General features: G+C 64.2%; 16 protein-coding genes. 4 read left to right on the top strand and 12 right to left on the bottom strand.

From position 1 onward, the window contains the following. Positions 1-23 precede the first annotated feature (23 nt). Entirely contained in the window at positions 24-1,259 is a 1,236-nt protein-coding gene (gene hrcA, locus F7D09_RS03660) for a heat-inducible transcriptional repressor HrcA (RefSeq protein ID WP_152234059.1), read from the bottom strand. Between the two features lie 342 nt (positions 1,260-1,601). Between hrcA and tkt the strand changes: the two genes are divergently transcribed. Next, entirely contained in the window at positions 1,602-3,704 is a 2,103-nt protein-coding gene (tkt, locus tag F7D09_RS03665; protein WP_152234060.1) for a transketolase, read from the top strand. Positions 3,705-3,815: 111 nt separating this feature from the next. Continuing rightward, complete coding sequence (gene tal / locus F7D09_RS03670; protein WP_152234061.1) at positions 3,816-4,919, top strand: transaldolase; 1,104 nt, start codon at positions 3,816-3,818, stop codon at positions 4,917-4,919. Between the two features lie 167 nt (positions 4,920-5,086). Here tal and F7D09_RS03675 read toward each other — a convergent pair whose 3' ends face one another. Further along, a complete protein-coding gene (locus tag F7D09_RS03675) occupies positions 5,087-6,259 on the bottom strand; it encodes a pyridoxal phosphate-dependent aminotransferase (RefSeq protein WP_152234062.1) in 1,173 nt (390 codons plus the stop codon). Between the two features lie 228 nt (positions 6,260-6,487). On the opposite strand from F7D09_RS03675, the gene brnQ reads away from it, so the two are divergent. Further along, positions 6,488-7,912, top strand: a complete 1,425-nt coding sequence (brnQ, locus tag F7D09_RS03680) for a branched-chain amino acid transport system II carrier protein (protein WP_226835920.1) — start codon at positions 6,488-6,490, stop codon at positions 7,910-7,912. Here the strand turns inward: brnQ and F7D09_RS03685 are convergent. From F7D09_RS03685 to F7D09_RS03730, 10 genes are all read right to left on the bottom strand, one after another. Next, entirely contained in the window at positions 7,862-8,947 is a 1,086-nt protein-coding gene (locus F7D09_RS03685; protein ID WP_152234063.1) for a hypothetical protein, read from the bottom strand. The genes brnQ and F7D09_RS03685 overlap by 51 nt on opposite strands. Before the next feature lie 191 nt (positions 8,948-9,138). Continuing rightward, positions 9,139-10,515 (bottom strand): MATE family efflux transporter, encoded by a 1,377-nt coding sequence (locus tag F7D09_RS03690; RefSeq protein WP_152234064.1) that lies wholly within the window; start codon positions 10,513-10,515, stop codon positions 9,139-9,141. A 153-nt stretch (positions 10,516-10,668) separates the two neighbouring features. Continuing rightward, on the bottom strand, positions 10,669-11,523 hold the full coding sequence (locus F7D09_RS03695; RefSeq protein WP_226835922.1) for an HAD family hydrolase: 855 nt from the start codon (positions 11,521-11,523) through the stop codon (positions 10,669-10,671). After that, entirely contained in the window at positions 11,520-12,470 is a 951-nt protein-coding gene (locus F7D09_RS03700) for an L-lactate dehydrogenase (RefSeq protein ID WP_152234065.1), read from the bottom strand. The genes F7D09_RS03695 and F7D09_RS03700 overlap by 4 nt, the downstream gene beginning before the upstream one ends. Before the next feature lie 97 nt (positions 12,471-12,567). Then, positions 12,568-12,825, bottom strand: coding sequence for a preprotein translocase subunit SecG (secG, locus tag F7D09_RS03705; RefSeq protein ID WP_152234066.1), 258 nt, complete (start codon positions 12,823-12,825; stop codon positions 12,568-12,570). 142 nt (positions 12,826-12,967) lie between these two features. After that, complete coding sequence (gene tpiA / locus F7D09_RS03710) at positions 12,968-13,783, bottom strand: triose-phosphate isomerase (protein WP_152234067.1); 816 nt, start codon at positions 13,781-13,783, stop codon at positions 12,968-12,970. Between the two features lie 218 nt (positions 13,784-14,001). After that, positions 14,002-15,207 carry a phosphoglycerate kinase gene (locus F7D09_RS03715; protein ID WP_152234068.1) on the bottom strand — a complete coding sequence of 402 codons (1,206 nt, stop codon included), beginning with the start codon at positions 15,205-15,207 and terminating at the stop codon, positions 14,002-14,004. Positions 15,208-15,404: 197 nt separating this feature from the next. Then, entirely contained in the window at positions 15,405-16,373 is a 969-nt protein-coding gene (whiA, locus tag F7D09_RS03720; RefSeq protein WP_152234069.1) for a DNA-binding protein WhiA, read from the bottom strand. Positions 16,374-16,576: 203 nt separating this feature from the next. Then, positions 16,577-17,527: an RNase adapter RapZ gene (gene rapZ / locus F7D09_RS03725; RefSeq protein WP_152234070.1), complete on the bottom strand. Its 951-nt coding sequence runs from the start codon at positions 17,525-17,527 to the stop codon at positions 16,577-16,579. After that, complete coding sequence (locus F7D09_RS03730; RefSeq protein WP_152234071.1) at positions 17,524-18,471, bottom strand: shikimate dehydrogenase family protein; 948 nt, start codon at positions 18,469-18,471, stop codon at positions 17,524-17,526. Before F7D09_RS03730 ends, rapZ begins: the two co-directional genes overlap by 4 nt. A gap of 283 nt (positions 18,472-18,754) precedes the next feature. Here F7D09_RS03730 and F7D09_RS03735 point away from each other — a divergent pair, with 283 nt between their 5' ends. Continuing rightward, positions 18,755-19,237, top strand: a complete 483-nt coding sequence (locus F7D09_RS03735; RefSeq protein ID WP_152234072.1) for a macro domain-containing protein — start codon at positions 18,755-18,757, stop codon at positions 19,235-19,237. Positions 19,238-19,285: the final 48 nt, after the last annotated feature.

The following is a 19,285-nucleotide window of genomic DNA, read 5'->3' on the forward strand; positions in this document are numbered from 1 at the left end:
AGTCATTGTGCCATAAGGCGTTGTCAGTCCGCCGGGTCTGCCGGGCCCGGCGACCCCGCGAGTATCCGGGTGAGATACCGGGCCACCGCGCGGACCGCCGCGATGGTCGTCACGTAATCCATGTGCGTGGGGCCGATCGACCCGACGAACGCGATCGGCGCGCCCGAGTCCGTATTTGCGACGTCGTCACCAGGCACGTCGTCACCGGGCACACCGACATCGGGCACACCGACATCCGGTACATTGTCATCCGCTACGCCGGCATGGTCGTCATGCGACCGACTGTGACCGATCTGACGCTGGCCGGAACCGGCGTCTTTCGCACCATCGGATTCGGCGTTCGATGGCAGGCCGCCGTACCCCGAGGTCACCACGGAGGCGTGAAGCAGCCCCGGCGTATGCGTCTCCGAGCCGATGGCGACGCCGACACCGTTGGCATCGGCCTCCTCGGACAGCGACGTCATCAGCCGCATCAGCACCACCTGCTCCTCAAGCGCGTCGAAGAGCGGCGCGAGCTGGGCCACGTCCGGCTGATGCGCAAGATGCGAGGCCCCCGCCATGTACAGTTCGCCGGACCGTTCGTTGTCGCCCATGGCGTCGAACACGTTCGCCATGGCCGCATACAGCCCGCGCATGACCGTCTCCGGCGCGGTTGCGACCGCCAGCGAACGCGCCTTGACCGCGCATTTCGCGAACGACAGGCCAACACATGCCGCATTGAGGGATTCCGTCATCTCGCCGACGGTCCGGTCATCGGGCTGGGGGAACACGGTCATCGTGTGCTGCGCGACGCCGCCCGCATCCGTGACGACGACCGCCAGCAGCACGTTCGTGGAGACGGGGACCATCTGTATGCGCCTGACCTTGGCGCGCGCCGGCGAGGGGGACGCCACTACCGCGACCTGCCCGGTGATGCCGGAGAGCAGGCGGGCGGCGCGCTGCAGCGTGTCCTGCAGGCTGACCGAACCGGAGAGGAAGGTCTCGATGCCACGCTTCTGGGCCGCCGACAACGGCACGACGGTGGAAATCCGGTCGACGAAGTACCGGTACCCCTTCTCCGTGGGCACGCGTCCCGCCGACGTGTGCGGCTGGATGAGATAGCCTTCGTCCTCGAGCGCCGCCATGTCGTTGCGGATGGTGGCCGAACTGACGCCGAGGTCGTGCTTGCGCGCCAACGCGGCCGACCCGACGGGCTCCTGCGAGCGAATGTAGTCCTCTACTATGGCTCGCAGCACCATCATCCTTCTGGATTGCACCATGGCATCCTCCTTCCGGCCGTGCTCGTGTCTGGTCATGGTCCACTGTGACATCCATTTTTAGCACTCATCGGCAACGAGTGCTAACGCGTTCGTTCACAGAGGAAGCGCCGAGCGGCCCGCCATGTGCGCCGCTTCAGGTGAACGTCGGATGAACCTCACGCGTACAGCACATCGCCGCACATCTTTGTGAGCGCTACCATAACAAAACTTACCAAAACACGCCAAAATCGAACCGATTCGTCGGTTCGGGCGATTACTATGGTGAGTGCAATGTGAGGGTATGCATGACCCGGCACAAGCCGGGCGCGTGGTGCCCGAAGTATTGGAAGGAAAATTACAGACATGACCGAATTCAAGGAGACCGAACTGGACGAGCGCGCCATCAAGATGGCCAAGGTCCTTTCGGCTGATGCGGTTGAGAAGGCTGGAAGCGGCCACCCCGGTTCCCCTGTCTCCCTGGCGCCCGTCGCCTACACGCTGTACCAGCATTTCATCAAGCACGATCCGAACGATCCCAACTGGGAAGGCCGCGATCGCTTCATCCTTTCCGGCGGCCACGCCTCCCTCACCCAGTACGTCCAGCTGTACTTCTCCGGCTACGGCGTTACCCTCGATGACCTCAAGCACTTCCGCGGCGGCGCGGACACCCGCACCCCGGGCCACCCGGAGTACGGCCTGACCCCTGGCATCGAGATGACCACCGGCCCGCTGGGCCAGGGCTTCGCCTCCGCCATCGGCTTCGCCTACGGCGAGCGTTTCCAGCGCGGCCTGCTCGATCCGGACACCCCGAAGGAAGAATCCCCCTTCTACCACAAGATCTGGGCGATCTGCGGTGAGGGCGACATCGAGGAAGGCATCTCCGGCGAGGCCGCCTCGCTGGCCGCCAACCAGAAGCTCGGCAACCTGACCGTGATCTTCGACGCCAACCGTATCCAGATCGAGGGCGACACCAATCTGGTGCTGGCCGAGGACGTGCTCAAGCGCTTCCAGGCCTACGGCTGGTACACCGACGAGTTCAGCTTCATCCAGCCCGACGGCTCCTACAAGGAGGACGTCGAGGGCCTGGCCGAGGTCATCGCGAAGGCCGAGAAGGCCGCTCCGGACCAGCCGAAGCTCATCAAGATCCACTCCCTCATCGCTTGGCCGACCCCGGGCAAGACCAACGACCCGTCCTCGCACGGCTCCAAGCTGGGCGCCGAGGCCGTCGCCGGCCTGAAGAAGATCCTGGGCTTCGACCCGGAGCAGTCCTTCCAGATCGATGAGGAAGCCCTCGCCCACGCCCGCAAGGTCGCCGAGCGCGGCCTCGAGGCCCACAAGGAATGGGACGAGAAGTACGAGGCCTGGCGCAAGGCCAACCCGGACAAGGCCGCCCTGTACGACCGTCTGAAGGCCGGCGAGCTGCCGGAAGGCTTCGACAAGGCCCTCGACGATCTCGAGGCCACCTTCGAGGTCGGCAAGGGCGTCGCCACCCGTGGCGCCTCCGGCTCCGTCCTCAACGCCATCGCGGCCGTCATGCCGGAACTGTGGGGCGGCTCCGCCGACCTCGGTGGTTCCAACAAGACCGATCTCAAGGGCGCTGCCACCTTCGCCCCGGCCGAGTGCGCCACCAAGCAGTGGCCGGTCTGCAACGAATTCGGCCGCCAGCTGCACTTCGGCGTGCGCGAGTTCGCCATGGGCTGCATCACCAACGGCATCCTGCTCGGCTCCCACACCCGTCCGTTCGGCGGCACCTTCTTCATGTTCTCCGACTACGAGCGCTCCGCCGTTCGTCTGGCCGCCCTCATGAAGATCCCGAACCTCTACGTGTGGACGCACGATTCCGTCGCCGTCGGCGAGGATGGCCCGACCCACCAGCCGATTGAGCACCTCGCGTCCTTCCGCGCGATCCCGCAGCTCGAGGTCGTCCGCCCGGCCGACGCGTTCGAGACCGCCGAGGCCTACCGTTACTTCTTCGAGAAGAAGAACACGCTGCCGACCGCCATGGTCCTGACCCGTCAGGGCGTCCCGACGCTCGCCGAGACCGCCGCCAAGGCTAAGGAAGGCGTTAAGAAGGGCGCCTACGTGCTCGTCGACACCGAGGGCACCCCGGACGTCATCATCATGGCTTCCGGCTCCGAGGTCCAGTGGGCCGTTTCCGCCGCCAAGACCCTCGCCGAGAAGGGCGTCAAGGCACGCGTGGTCTCCTTCCCGTCCATGGAGTGGTTCGAGGAGCAGGACGCCGAGTACAAGGAGGCCGTGCTTCCGGCTTCCGTCAAGGCCCGTGTCTCCGTCGAGGCCGGCGTTGCGATGCCGTGGTACAAGTACCTCGGCTCCTACGGCAAGCCCGTCTCCATCGAGCAGTTCGGCCTGCAGGGCAATGGCGCGCAGAACATGATCGACCTCGGCATCACCGCCGAGCACGTGGTCGAGGCCGCCGAGGCGTCCATCGCCGAGGCCAACGCCTGATTCATTCCCGCAAGGGACGAATACACGCCTAGAGCGTAGGGAGGGGTTGCGGCAACGCCGCCCCTCCCCCAACAAGATTTGATCCAATAAGGTATCAAGGAGAAAACAACAATGACTGAAGCAACTCAGCGCACGTCCGACAACGGCGTCTCCATCTGGCTGGACGACCTGTCCCGCTCCCGCATCGAGTCCGGCTCCCTGCAGGACCTCATCGCCAACAAGAACGTGGTCGGCGTCACCACCAACCCGTCCATCTTCCAGAAGGCCCTGAGCCAGGTCGGTCCGTACGACGCGCAGCTCAAGGAGCTGGGCAAGGTCGACGTCGAGACCGCCGTGCGTGAGCTCACCACCACCGATGTGCGCAACGCCACCGACATCTTCCGCGAGATCGCCGAGAAGACCGATTTCGTTGACGGCCGCGTCTCCATCGAGGTTGACCCGCGTCTCGCTCACGAGACCGAGGCCACCGAGAAGCAGGCTGTCGAACTGTGGGAGAAGGTCAACCGTCCGAACGCGATGATCAAGATCCCGGCGACCCTCGAGGGCCTGCCGGCCATCACCGCCACCCTGGCCAAGGGCATCTCCGTCAACGTCACCCTGATCTTCTCGCTCGAGCGCTACGAGCAGGTCATCGACGCCTACATCGAGGGCATCGCCCAGGCTGCCGCCAACGGCCACGACCTGAAGCACATCGGCTCCGTCGCGTCCTTCTTCGTGTCCCGCGTGGACACCGCCGTCGACAAGCTGCTCGAAGCCAACGGCTCCGACGAGGCCAAGGCCCTCGAGGGCAAGGCCGCCGTCGCCAACGCTCGCCTCGCCTACGAGCTCTTCGAGAAGAAGTTCGCCGAGGATCCGCGCTGGGCTGACCTGGCCGCCAAGGGCGCCAAGGTCCAGCGTCCGCTGTGGGCCTCCACCGGCACCAAGAACCCGGCCTACTCCGACTGCAAGTACGTTGACGAGCTCGTCGCGAAGCACATCGTCAACACCATGCCGGAGAAGACCCTGAACGCTCTGGCCGACCACGGCAACGGCGCTCCGTCCATCGAGGGCACCTACGAGGAGTCCCACGCCATCATCAACAAGCTGGCTGAGCTGGGCATCAACCTCAAGGACGTCACCGACAAGCTGGAGGCCGACGGTGTCGCCGCCTTCATCAAGTCCTGGGATTCCGTGCTCGCCGATGTTCAGTCCGGCATCGACCGCGTGAACGCCTGAGCATGACGCCACTCTGATGCGGCTGGATACCATGGTTTCTAGCCGCATCTCAGACTGGTGAAGCATAAGGGGCGGTGTTACCTGACCAATCAGGTAACACCGCCCCTTGTCATATTCCATATGCTGCGAGGATTCCCGGCCGGGCATTGCACCCCCCCCGCCGACGTTCAGCGTTCCGCAAGCCGCTGCAGCCACGCACGCATGCGTCGCAACCCTTCGGCCGTGTCCTCTGCCGTGCCGACATAGGACAGCCGTACGTAGTCACGGCCACGCTCGCCGAAGCCGGATGCCGGCGTCACCACGACCTTCGCCTCACGTAGCAGCCGAATCGCAAAATCGTGGTCGTCCATGTCCGTCGCCTTGACGTTGATGAGCACATAGAACGCACCGTCCGGCACGTTGCAGCTCACCAACGGCATGTCGGCGACGGCGCTGACGACCATGTCCCGATTGCGACGATATGCGGCGGTCATCGTCGTCAGGATGTCCGCGGAACCATCCAACGCCGCAACCGCCCCGGCCTGCAGTGCGCCCGGCACACAGGAGACCACATTCTCCTGCATGACCATCATCCGGTCGATGACGGCCTTCGGGCCGAGCGCGCATCCGATACGCCATCCGGTCATGGCGAACGTCTTCGAGAACGAGTCGACGACGATGGTCCGCTCCTGCATTCCCTGCATCGCAGCGATCGACAGGCAGCTGACATCCTCGTCATAGACGAACGCGCGATACACTTCGTCGCTGATCACCCACAGATCGTGCCGCTTCGCCACCTGTGCGATCGCCTCCAGCTCATCGGGCGCAATGACCGCTCCGGTCGGGTTCGACGGCGAATTCAGCAGCAGCGCACGAGTGCGTGGCGTGACCGCAGCCTCGACGTCCTCGGCGCGCATGCGGAACCCGTTCCGTTCGTAAAGCGGAACCGGCACGACGTTCGCCTGCACCATCTGCACCTGCCCGAAGTAGTTCGCGTACCCGGGGTCCGGAATGAGGATGTCGTCGCCGGGGTCCAGGGTGGCGATCATCGCCAGATACATGGCTTCCATGCCGCCTGCGGTGATGATGATGTCCGTATCCGGATCATAGACGATGCCGTCCTGCCGCCCGCGGTACCGGCACCAGGCGGACCGCAGTGCCGCGGTGCCACGGTTCGGCGTGTAATGGGTGTCGCCATGGATCGCCGCCTGGTATGCGGCGTCGATCATCGGACGCGGCGTGTCGAATCCCGGCTCCCCGATGGCGAACGACACGGCGTCGGGAACGCCGGCCGCCAGTTCGAACATCTCCCTGACGCTGGGATACAGTGCCTGCTGGGCACGCTGGGATATGACCGGCATAAGAACCTCCTCATGTCACGATGACTGCGCGTATCGACGGTCGGCAGGCGAAACCGCCTGATGGATTACGCATCGTACCGTCATTGTGTGTCGGCTTGTCTGCAACGACCGATACGCGAACCGAATCGTGTCATGTGCGACGGTTTCCCTTGACCAATGCGACGCCCAGCTGATAGGTTCGGCTCGGATAATCACGACAAACGACAGGTATGACCCCGGAGGGCACCAATGCCAAATACCATCACCACAGCGACTGGCCGGCTGGGCGCCCGGCAACGTCTGCTGATGGCGTTCACGTTCTTTTCGATGTTCTTCGGCGCGGGCAACCTGATTTTCCCGCCGTTCGTCGGAGCGCAGGCAGGCGGCGCGTCACTGCCGGCATCGATCGGGTTCATCGTCTCGGCGGTCGGCCTGCCGATCCTCGGCGTGCTCGCCGTCACATTCGCGGGCGGCTTCGACCATCTCGCCTCCCGCGTCTCCCCCAGGTTCGGCTTGGCGCTCGGCATGGCGATCATCCTGACGATCGGCCCGTGCTTCGCCATCCCCCGTACAGCGACGACCTCGTTCGAGATGATGGTCGTCCCCCTCGTCGCCGATGGTCCCGTCTGGCTGTGGCGTCTCGGCTATTCGCTGGTGTTCTTCGCGCTGTCGTTCGTGTTCGCCCAGCATCCCGAACGGCTGTCCAACGTGCTTGGACGGTTCATGGGGCCACTGCTGCTCGTGCTCATCGCCGTGCTGTTCGTCAGCTGTCTCGTCCATGGTGACGGAACCGTTCCACCGCCGTCCGGCAACTACCGGACCAACCAGATGTCACGCGGCTTTCTCGACGGCTACCAGACCATGGATTTGCTGGCCGCACTGTATTTCGGCATCGTGATCTCGGCCAACATCCGCGCCGAACACATCGACGATGAGATGCAGGTACGTCGCGAGACCGCATACGCCGGTCTTGGCACAGGCGTGCTGCTGATTCTCATCTATGCCGCGCTGAGCTATGTCGGTGTCGTCTCCGGCTCGATCAGGACCATCGATCCCGCGACCGATACCGGAGCGACCGTGCTCACCAATCTCACCTCGTCGCTGTTCGGCACCATGGGCACCGTGTTCCTGGGATTGGTGTTCGTCATCGCGTGCCTGAACGTGTGCACCGGTCTCATCTGCACATGCGCGACCTATTTTCATGACACGTTCCCCACGGTGTTCGGCCGTCCGGTGAGCTACCGGGCATGGCAGGTCGCGTTCACCGTGTTCAGCGTCATCGTGTCGAACGCCGGTCTGAGCCTGATCATCGAGGTTTCGGTTCCCGTGCTTGCCGCCTTGTATCCGATCGCCATCGTGCTGGTGCTGCTCGCGTTGACCCATGGTCTGCTCGGCTCGCGTCTGCCGCGCATCTACCAGTGGACTGTGGCGTGCACCGCCGTCCCCGCGTTCCTGTCGTGCGTGGTGTCGCTCGCCGACGTGTTCGGCGGTTCGATTCCATGGCTGGCCGCCATGTTGCGTCTGCTGCCATGGTCACAGTACCAGCTGGGATGGGTGGTTCCGGCATGCGTCGGTCTGCTGGCCGGCATAGTTGATTCGCTATGCCGTCCAGTAGACCGACACTCAGACGACGAGCGTGAAGGCGAGGCCGAACGCCGCTGCTGCGATCAGTGATCCGCTGAGTATGAGGACGGTCGCGGTGCGACGCCTGTTCGTCCAGATGCAGACGCAGGCGAGCACCAGCAACACTCCGGAGACCGCCGGGAGCGTCAGCATCAGCGTTCGCAGCGTATCTAGCGCACCTGAGCCGATGCAGGTTGCCGTCATGCCGATGCCATGCTCCCGGACGCCGGTCGCCGGGCAGAAGTCGGTTGCGGTCAATCCGTGCGAACGGTACGTCCACGTCATCGCCGCAAACCACACCCATGACAATACTGCGACGATGCTGACGATGATACGGTGGACGGTCACACCGCGGGACGCAGGCTCACGGCTTTCATGCAGCGTGGACGGCAGCATCGTCAGGGCGAACGCCATCAATCCCAGACAGAAGGCGGCGTATGCCCCGCCGCTCATGTTGATGTAGTCCGACAATGCGTATTCGGCGACGAACAACGGCATGACGCCTGTCGCCACGGCCAGCAGCACCTGCCGGATGATGGCGGTCGTATGCCCGGTGCCAGACGCACTGTCATCGCTGCCGCCGCGAAGAGATAGGAGCGCATACGCCGCCCACACCGCAGCCGATATCAGCCAGACCACGATGTTTTCCCAGTTGCCGCCCCACACGAGCAAGGCGACCGCCGCGAGCAACGGAACCACCAGCCAAGCCAGCATACGGTACGCCGGCTTTGACCGCCCAGCCTTCCGCATCCGCGCAGACGCCGCGACGAACTGCAGCATGACCACGGTGCCCGTAACGGTCATGACCAGGGCGATCGCTGTGATGGCCGCATACCACGGCAGCGGCGTCAGGCAGTCGCCGTACATGTCCCCCGAGCCGGGGTACGGTCCGCTGGTGTAGTAGGACATCCTGTTGATCACCGGGCATTCCGGATGCATCATCTCGCCGCCCCAGATGTCCACATACAGTGGCGCGAACGACACCGCCGCACCGGTCAATGCGGCGATGGCCGTCATGACGGCATATGCCGTCACCCCTATGCCGGGGCTCTTCGTTGCCGCCGCCGGCTTCATTACCCTGTTCATGAGAGCACCTCCGTGCCTGTCGATGGAGGGGCCGGCCTCCTGTCTTGTCGTGGCGGTCCGCCCTTGCATCCAACACTATCCCGTCAGCGCCGTATCGCAATCCCCGATACAGATTTCATTTACAAATCCGCGTATCTCACTGCAACAATATCGCCAGCGCAACGTCGCCAGCGCAACATCACCGGCGGCCGTCACTGCTGGCTGTCACTGTCGGCTGCGGCACGAATCCGACGATAAGTAAAGAAGAACAGCACGCCGGCCACGATGCCGGACGTCGCGTCGGAGATAGGCTCGGCGAGGAAGATACCGGACACGCCCAGCCAATGCGGCAACGCCAGCGCAAGCGGCACCAGCAGGATGATCTTGCGGAACACGGCGAGGAAGATGGACTGTTTCGCTTGGCCCATGCCGACAAGCGCGCATTGCGCACCCATCTGTATGCCGAATATGCCCCACCCGCTGACGAAGACCGGCATCATCGCGACGACGATGGCCACGACGGACGGGTTCGAGGTGAACCATGAGGCGAAGAACGCGGGGAACGCGGCCAGGAACGACACCATGACCGTGGTCGACACCAGCTGGGTGACGAACGCCATGCGGATGGCCTGCCCGACGCGGTCCATGAGCCGGGCGCCGTAATTGTAGCCGACGATTGGCTGGATGCCCTGCTGGAAGCCGGCGGTGAGCACGCTGACGATCTGCATCAGCGAGGTGATGATGGTGATGGCGGTCACGTAATCGTCGCCGCCGTAGCGTTGCAGTCCGACGTTGAACACCACGTTGATGAGGCATTCGGTGATCTGCATGATGAACGGCGCGAGGCCGAGCGTCAGCACTGGGATGATGACCCGTGTGAAGCGGATGTTCGACGGCCGCAGCCGTATGGCGCTTCGCCCGGACGCGAGGAACGCCACGATCCAGACGGAGGATATCAGTTGGGCGATCACGTTCGCCGCTGCCGCTCCTCGCACGCCCCAGCCGAACACGAAGATGAACAGTGGGTCGAGCAGCAGGCTGACTCCGGTGCCGATGAGCACCGACAGCATGGCGATCGTGGTCTTGCCCTGCGCCGAGATGAAATTGTTGAGGCCGATCGTCAACTGCACGAACACGGTGCCGCACAGGTAGACGGTGAGGAAGTCCGTCGCGTAGCCGATGGTCGTGTCGCTCGCCCCGAACGCGTACAGTACCGGCCGCTTCGCGAGCTGGAGGATGATGGTCAGCGCCGCGGCGATGGCCAGCAGTGCGGCCGTGCTGGTGCCCAATATGCGTTCGGCGCGTTTGAAATTGCCTCGGCCGAGTTCTATGGAGGCCCGTGGGGCGCCGCCCGAACCGATGAGGTAGGCGAACGAGGTGACGGCAAGCAGGATCGGGAAGCAGATGCCGACCGCCGTCATCGCCGCGTCGCCGACACCGGGGATATGGCCGATGAACATGCGGTCGATGATGGTGTAGGAGACGTTGGCGCCTTGGGCGACGATGGTGGGGATCGACATGGACAGCGCAAGCCGCGCCACCGGTTTCGTTCCCATGCCGCCGCCATCGGTGTGCGGCTTCAGGCTCATGACTGCATGGTTCCTTTCCCTACCGCTTGCCGATCAGGTCACGGATGCGAGCGATGACGTCGGGGGCGCGCAGCGACGTGAGCGCCGGGAACGTGCGCAGCAGCATGGTCATCGTTACGGCCGTGTCCCTTCTTCCAATCGGGTTAAGGCGCTTCAGGCGAGCAGACGGCTTTCGATCCACTGGGCGACACCGTCCTCGTCGTTGGCCGGACAGGTCTCGTCGGCGATCGACAATACCTTCGGATTGGCGTTGGCCACGGCCACGCCGATGCCGGACGCCTCCATCATGTCGATGTCGATGAGGTCGTCGCCGAAGCTGACGGTCTGCGCCGCCGGAATGCCCATGTGTTCGCAGAGGGTCAGCATCGCGTGGCGTTTGTTGGCGAGCGGGTTCATGAGCATCCACATGGTGCCTTCGGAGATGGATACGGCGAAATCATCAGGCACCAGAGTGCGCAGCCGGTCCCACTGGTCCTGCTCGGGGAACACGATGAGCTTGTCGGCGATGCCGTCCGGAATGTCGGTGAAGTCGGTGAACCGCCAGGTCTGGGTCTTCCAGTACACGCTCACGTCGAAGTTCGTGTAGCGGACGTCGTCCATGACGATGCCGACCTTGAGGCCGGGCATGGCGTCGAGCAGTTCACGGCAGACCTCGCTGGCACGCTGTGAGGGGAACCCGATCTTCATGAGGTGACCGTCCTGGGGCATGATGCCGGAGGTGAGCATCTCGTAGTCCGATGCCGCGGGGTCGAAGTCGATGAGCGCGCCGTTGAGGTAGATGACCGCATCGACCGGGAGTCTGCGGGCGAACGCGTATCCGGTGCTCACCGGCCGTGCTGTGGCGACGGCGAACCGGTATCCGGCGTCATGCATCCGCGTGACCGTGTCGATGGACCGCTGGGTGATGAACCGACCTTCGAATGTCGGCGCGCCATGCAGCAGTGTGCCGTCAAGATCGGCGACGATGAGCTTGGGTGAGGCTTTGGCGATGGTGGTCGATTCGGTCACAGCAGTCCCTTGCAGTACGAGCGGATCAGTTCGGCCGAATGATGCAGCTTGGCATGCTCCTCATCGGTCAGGTCGAGTTCCACGATCTCGTTGGCGCCATTGGCGCGAAGCTCGGTGGGCACGCCGAGGAACACGTCATGCTCGCCGTATTCGCCGTCAAGCAACGTGGAGACGGGAACGATGCGGCGTTCGTCCCACAGGATCGTCTGCACGATGCCGGCGACCGTGGAGGCGATGCCGAAGTTCGTGCCGTGCTTGGCGGCGACGATCTCGTCGCCGCGCATGCGGGTCTTGCGTTCGATCTCGGCGGTGGAGACGGAGGCGAAACGGCTCTGGTTGTCGGCAAGGAACTTGGCGAACGGCTTGCCGCCCAACGATACAGTGGACCATGCGGCGAACTGGGAGTCGCCGTGCTCGCCCATGACGAAACCGCCGACGTTACGCGGGTCGAGACCGGTCTCCTCTCCGATGATGGTCTTGAGACGGGACGTGTCGAGCGCGGTGCCGGTGCCGAGCACCTGCGTGCGCGGCAGGCCGGAACGCTTCCACGCATACCAGGCCATGACGTCGACCGGGTTGGAGACCATGACGATCACGCCGTTGAATCCCGAGGCCATGACGTTGTCGACGACATCGCCGACGAGTCCGACCGTGAAGCCGAGTTCGGCGAGCCGGTTCGATCCTGCTGGCGGTTTGCGTCCGACCGTGATGACGACGATGTCCGCATCGCGGCAGTCGGAATAATCCCCCTCATGCACTTTGACGTGACGGTCCTGGAATTCGCTGCCGTCGTCAAGGTCGTGAGCCTCTCCGCGTGCCTTGTCGGCGAAATGATCGATGAGTACGAGCTCGTTGCACAGGCCGTGCGTGACGATGGCGAACGCGGCGGTGGAACCGACAGTCCCTGTGCCGACGATGACGACCTTGTTGCGGTTCATGGTGACCATGGTTGATGCTCCTCTGGGGACGCTGACGGGATGCTGGCGAAACGAAGATGAGCCATGACCTTGAGGCCATGGCTCATTGCTGAAAATCTGGTATTGATCAGGCGAGGCTGAACTTGGTCATCAGGCCGAGGCCGATGATGATCGCGACCCACAGCAGGGCGATGATGACGGTCCAGCGGTTCAGGTTCTTCTCGGCGACGCCGGAGGAGCCAGCGTTCTGGGTGAGACCGCCGCCGAACATGTCGGACAGACCGCCGCCCTTACCCTTGTGCATGAGAATAAGCAGGGTGAGCAGCAGGCTGAAGACGACGAGAACGATCTGCAGCACAAGCTTGACGATTGCCCAAGCGGACATGGCGAACCTCCAGTTCATAAAACACTATCGGCCAGTATAACTCAGGGTATTGAAAAACGGTGACGGCGATGTCATATGCCGATGCTGCGACGGCCGAGAAGCCATGCCGAGCTCCGCAACGCTGCCGCGCCGCGGGTCCTGGTCACCGGCCGCGCACGGTCTTGAGCGTGATCCTGGCGATGCGTGCCATCTCGTCCGGGTCGAGCGAGGCACCGCCGATGAGGAAGCCGTCGACGTCGGGCTCCTCGATGAGGTCGAGCGCGTTCTTCGACGACACGGAACCGCCGTAGAGGATGCGCACCGTCTGCGAGACATCGTCGCCGAACATCGCCGCGATGTCGCCGCGGATCGCCTTGGCCGCCTGCTGGGCGGTGTCCGGGGTGGCCACCATGCCTGTGCCGATGGCCCAGACCGGCTCGTAGGCGACGATGAGTTTCGCCGCTTCGGTCGCGGACAGGTCACGGGTCACGTCACGCACCTGCCCCACGGCAAAGTCCAGCTCGATGCCCTGGCGCCGTTCCTCGAAACTCTCCCCCACGCACAGGATGGGCTGCATGCCGGCGGCAAGGACCGCACGCACCTGGTCGACGATGTTCGCGTCGTCCTCGGGATGGTATTTGCGCCGTTCGGAATGGCCGACGATGACATAGGAGCATCCCAGATGCGCGATCATGTCGGCGGACACGTCCCCCGTGAACGCGCCCTGCGTGGTGACCGAGACCGCCTGGGCTCCGTAGTGGATCTTGAGCTTGTCGGCTTCGACAAGCACCTGTACGCTGCGCAGCGACGTGAACGGGGGCATGAGCGCGATCTCGCACTGGCTGTAGTCGAATCGGGCGTCCCTGAGCAGCCATACGAGTTTCTGCACGTAATAGGTGGCTTCGAGATGGTCGAAGTTCATCTTCCAGTTGCCTGCGATGAGCGGAATACGTTTGGCTCGTACGGTCTTGGCCGTCATGGCACTGCTCCCTTTGCTGTGGGACGTCCGCGCCGCGGCGACGTTCCGGCCGCGGCATGGGAATCGATGATATACGGTGACGTGTTGAGTGAGGGGCAGCCGATGACTGTCATCGCCTGCCCCTCACTCAACAAACGTCGGCTCTGCGTATGCGGATGCCGGCGGCGCCTGTCATGGCCGCCGGCAGCCGTATGCTGTGGAGCCGATTACTCCGAGGACTACTCCAGGACCTTCAGGCCCGGCAGCTCCTTGCCCTCGAGGAACTCGAGGGAGGCGCCGCCGCCGGTGGAGATGTGCGAGAAGCCGTCCTCCGGGAAGCCGAGGTTGCGCACCGCGGAGGCGGAGTCGCCGCCGCCGACGATGGTGAACGCGCCGGCCTTGGTGGCGTCGACCAGACCCTGGGCGACGGCCTTGGTGCCGTCGGCGAAGGCGGCGACCTCGAACACACCCATCGGACCGTTCCACACGACCGTCTTGGAGTCGACGATCTTGTCGTGGAAGAGCTTCTGGGACTCCGGGCCGATGTCAAGGCCCATCTTGTCGGCCGGGATGGCGTCCGCGGGGACGACCTCGGGGGCGACGTCGGCATCGGACTTCGGGAAGGTCGGGTTCACGACGATATCGGTCGGGAGCACCAGTTCGACGTCGTTCTTCTCGGCGGTCTCAATGTAGCCCTTGACCTTGTCGAGCTGGTCCTCCTCGAGCAGGGAGGTGCCGACCTCGTAGCCCTTGGCCTTGAGGAAGGTGAAGACCATGCCGCCGCCGATGACGAGACGGTTGGCCTTGTCGAGCAGATTCTCGATGACGCCGAGCTTATCGGAGACCTTGGAGCCGCCGAGCACGACGGTGAACGGACGCTCCGGGTTCTCGGTAGCCTTGGAGAGGGCCTTGACTTCCTTCTCGACGAGCTTGCCGGCGGCGGCCGGCAGATCGGCGGCCACATCGTAGTCGGAGCCCTGGGCGCGGTGGACGACGCCGAAGCCGTCGGAGACGAACACGTCGCCGAGCGCGGCAAGCTTCTTGGCGTACGGGGCGCGCACGGCGGGATCCTTGCTGGTCTCCTCCGGGTTGAAGCGCACGTTCTCGAGCAGCACCACGTCGCCGTCGTTCATCGCGGCGACCTTGGCCTGGGCATCCTCGCCATAGGTGTCCTTCGCCAGCTTGACGTCGACACCGAGCAGCTCGCCAAGACGCTTGGCGACCGGAGCCAGGGACAGTTCGGGAACGACCTTGCCCTTCGGACGGCCGAGGTGCGCCATCAGGATGACCTTCGCGTCGTCGGCGAGGAGTTCCTTGATGGTGGGCAGCGCAGCCTTGATACGACCATCATCGGTGATCGTGGTGCCGTCCAGCGGAACGTTGAAATCGGCGCGCATCAGAACGCGCTTGCCCTTGAGATCCCCAAGGTCCTTGAGTGTCTTCATATGTATCCTTTCCTATCCGCAAATGCGAGGAATGGCCAGTGATAGCCAATTGGAATGATACAAGCGGCATGGAACAAACACAACAGACAGGCCGCGTCCCGCACCATGTGCGCGGGACGCGGCCTGTCTATGGAAATGTCTGGGCATGCGCCTGTCATCGGCGGCGATCCGGGTAGTCACCCGGCATCATGTCGTCGTCATTTGACGGAATCAGCCGCCATATCCTTCTCACGCGCCTTGACGGTCTTGTCGGCGAGCTGCAGCAGGCGGCGGATGCGGCCGGCGATGGCGTCCTTGGTGATCGGCGGGTCGGCGAGACGGCCGAGCTCCTCAAGGCTGGCGTCGCCGTGTTCGAGTCGCAGCTGACCTGCGGCGCGGAGGTTCTCGGGGATGTCGTCACCGAGGATCTCGAACGCCTTGCGCACCTTCTCGCTCGCCTCCGCGGCGGCCTTGGCGCTGCGGCGCATGTTCGCGTCGTCGAAGTTCGCCAGACGGTTGGCCTTGCCCCGTGCCTCGCCGTCCGTGCGCTTTCCGGTCCATTCGCGAGCGGAATGCGGCGCCCCCATGAGCACGAGCATCCGCTCGATGGCGTCGGGATCCTTGAGGGTGATGCGTTCCGAGCTGCGCAGCTGACGCGGTTTGGCGGTGATGCCGAGTCGGCGTGCGGCACCGGACAGCGCCAGCGCGGCCTCGCTGGTCGGGCAGATAATCTCCAGGAAGCTCGCCTTGCCCGGGTCGGACAGCGAGCCGTGGGCGAGGAATGCGCCTCGCCATGCCGCCTTGACCTGGGCGATGTTCCCGCTGATGATGTCCGCGGGCAGTCCACGGACCAGACGCTTGCGACGGTCGAGCAGACCGGTCTGCAACGCCAGCGCCGCACCGCCGCGCTCCACGTGCACAACGTAGCGCTGGACCACCGTCCCGTTAGGCGTAGGACGGGAGATCTGAGTCATCAGGGCTTCGTGCCCATACAGTTCCCTGATGGTGTCCTGCAGCCATTGCGCGGCTTTGAGCGAGTCGAACTGAGCCTGCACAATGATCTGGCGCTGCACCAGCCGCAGCCCGCCGCCGAAACGAATCATGGCGGTAGCTTGCGCTTTTTTCGCCGCCGGAAGTTCGTTGTCGATTGCGGCCAGCTCGCTTTTGACATCATCCAGAAGAGCCAAGAGCCAACCTCCTATGTCCTGTTTCTTCTCAATGTTCCCCGGGCTTGTGTGGCGTTAGGCCCACACTGCCACCGGCTTACTGTGATACCCAATCACTTGGACAAGAATACGCGATGATACCGGATACTGGATAACGGCATTCTGCATTGTGACTACATAGCGTCGGGCTCGCAGACACGCAGAAGGGCGCGAACCCGGCGCTCCTACGAACGCTGCCGGTGCAGCTCGCGCGCCGACACCGTGACCGTGATGCCATGGGCGCGAAGCCGGGAGGCGAGCTCCTCGCTGATGGCGACCGAACGGTGCTGGCCTCCGGTGCACCCGACCGCGATGGTGACGAAATGCTTGTCCTCGTGCGCATAGCCCTCGAGCGCCACCAGCATGGCCTGCTCGTAGGCGTCGAGAAACTGGCTTGCCCCCGGACTGGAGAGAACGTAGTCGCTGACGGGCTTGTCGAGCCCGTTGAGCTCCCTGAGCGCCGGCACCCAGAACGGGTTCGGCAGGAACCTGACGTCCATCACGAAGTCGGCGTCCATGGGCAGACCGTATTTGAATCCGAAGCTGAACACATGGACGGCGACCGTGGAAGGGCCGGAGCCGAGCATCGCCTCATAGAGTTTGGTCGACAGCTGGTGGATGCTCAGCGACGACGTGTCGATGACCATGTCCGCCCGTTCCTTGAGGTTGGCCAGCAGGCTGCGCTCCTCGAGGATGCCGTCGATGAGCCGGTTGCCATGCTGCAGCGGATGCGGCCTGCGCACGGATTCGTAGCGTTTGATGAGCACCTCGTTGCTCGCGTCGAGGAACAGGATGCGGGTCTTGACGCCAAGATCGTCAAGGTGGCTGAGTACTGCGGCAAGATCGTCGAAATACGACCGGGAACGCACGTCGATGACCGCCGCAAGCTGGTGCACGCCTTCACCGCCGCCGCTGGTCATCATGTCGACCAAGGGAATCAGCAGTTTGGGCGGGAGGTTGTCGACGACATACCAGCCCATGTCCTCGAAGCAATCCGCGGCATGGGACCGCCCTGCACCGGACATGCCGGTGATGAGGAGCACCTCGAACCGGTCCGCGGGTGCGGGGCGGCTGTTGCTCGATGGAGACGGGGCTTCCTGACGGCTGCCCGCCGTGTCATGATGTCGGTATGTCATAGGACCTCCTCGAGAGCCTTGCGCATCGGCGGTTCAAGCGTCGCGACGGCGTCGCCGCCCTGGAGCCTGCGCTCCCCCTGCTTCCCCGTCATGAGTTTCACCTGCAGGATGGCCTGGTACAGCAGCATCTCCTCGCCGCCGATGGCGATGCCCCCCTTGGACCGCCACGCCACGATCAGCGCGGAGGGGCGCGGGTCGTACACCACGTCGAGCAACACGCCACGTGGTGTGAACGCGGTGTCGTCCATGATCGCCTCGGCGATGCCGTCGGCCGCCCGTCCGGGGATGGTGCTGACGACGATGTCGCTGCCTGCCAACACGTCGGCCGCGTGGTCGAGGTGAGTTTCGGCGTATCCGATGCCGCCATCGCCTTGGGCCGCCACGATGCCGGCGATGTCGGTGTTGCGGCCCGGGTGGCGGGCGATCACGGTGGCGTTCCTGTCCGTTGCGTCCGAGGCTCCGAACATGGCGCAGATCGCGCTCAGCGCTGATTCGGCGGTGTTGCCGTTGCCGATGACCGCGGCGGTGGCGGCGTGGTCGAGCAGCGTCTGGCGCTGCGTGACGTCGCATGCATGCTGAATGGCGTAGATGATGCCGGGAACGTCGGTGTTGTACAGGTCGATGTGGGGCAGGCCCTCCTGCGATCCCGGCTTGGACCAGTCGAACACCGCCGTGTTGGCGACTTTGAGCTGGTCCGCCCAGTAGTCGGCGGGCGTTCCGTATGGCTGGATGGTCTTCTTGAGCGGCATGGTCAGGCTCAGGCCGCGCCAGGACGGGTCCAGGCCGCGCAGGAATCCGTCAAGGTCGTCCTCCCCGACCTCATGCCGCCCGTAGCTCCAGTCGTCCAGGCCGAGTGCGCGGTATGCCGCCATGTGCAACACCGGCGACAGTGAATGCGCGATCGGCTTGCCCAGCACCGCGCAGCGTTGATTGATCTGGGTCATGACTCTCCTTTATCCGCTCGTACCATCCTATATTCTACCGGGCTACCGGGCATGACGGTTTCGCATCCAGGGCCGCCATGCCGAGCGCGACGCGCGGCCCACGGCCATCCGTACGCTTCCGACCGCAAGTCTCACGCTTGTCCTGATGGCTCGACGCAAGCGGATTTGCAGGGAATGCCTGTATTGTGGGTCTCGTCATCGTGCGTGCCCGTTCCACGCTCCCCGGCGACAGGCCGCGGCGCACTCATGGAACGATGCAATCCAATGTGAAGGGGGCTATGCCATGCCATTGCAACTGGTCCGTCAGGACATCACTCGGATGCGCGTGGACGCGATCGTGAACGCGGCGAACACGCGGCTGCTCATGGGCGGCGGCGTGTGCGGCGCGATCTTCCGCGCGGCAGGAGCCCGTCGGCTGCAGGAGGCGTGTGACCGGGTTTCCCCCATACGTACCGGCGAGGCCGTGGCGACGCCCGGCTTCGATCTGCCTGCACGGTATGTGATTCACACCGCCGGCCCGGTCTGGCAGGGCGGCGGGCACGGCGAAGAGGATCAACTGCGCGCCTGCTACCGCAATGCGCTGGCATTGGCCACGGACCTCGGATGCGAGAGCATCGCGTTCCCGCTGATCTCCAGCGGCATCTACGGATATCCGAAGGCCGAGGCGATGCATGTCGCCACCGATGAGATCCGCGGGTTCCTTGACCGGTACCCGGCCGCCGGCAACGACGACATTGACGCGTACCTGTGCCTGTTCGGCGAATGACCCATGTTCCGCGACAATGGGCGAGATGCCATTGCACATAGTTTGCAG

This window comes from Bifidobacterium leontopitheci, from assembly GCF_009193355.1.
Lineage (GTDB): Bacteria > Actinomycetota > Actinomycetes > Actinomycetales > Bifidobacteriaceae > Bifidobacterium > Bifidobacterium leontopitheci.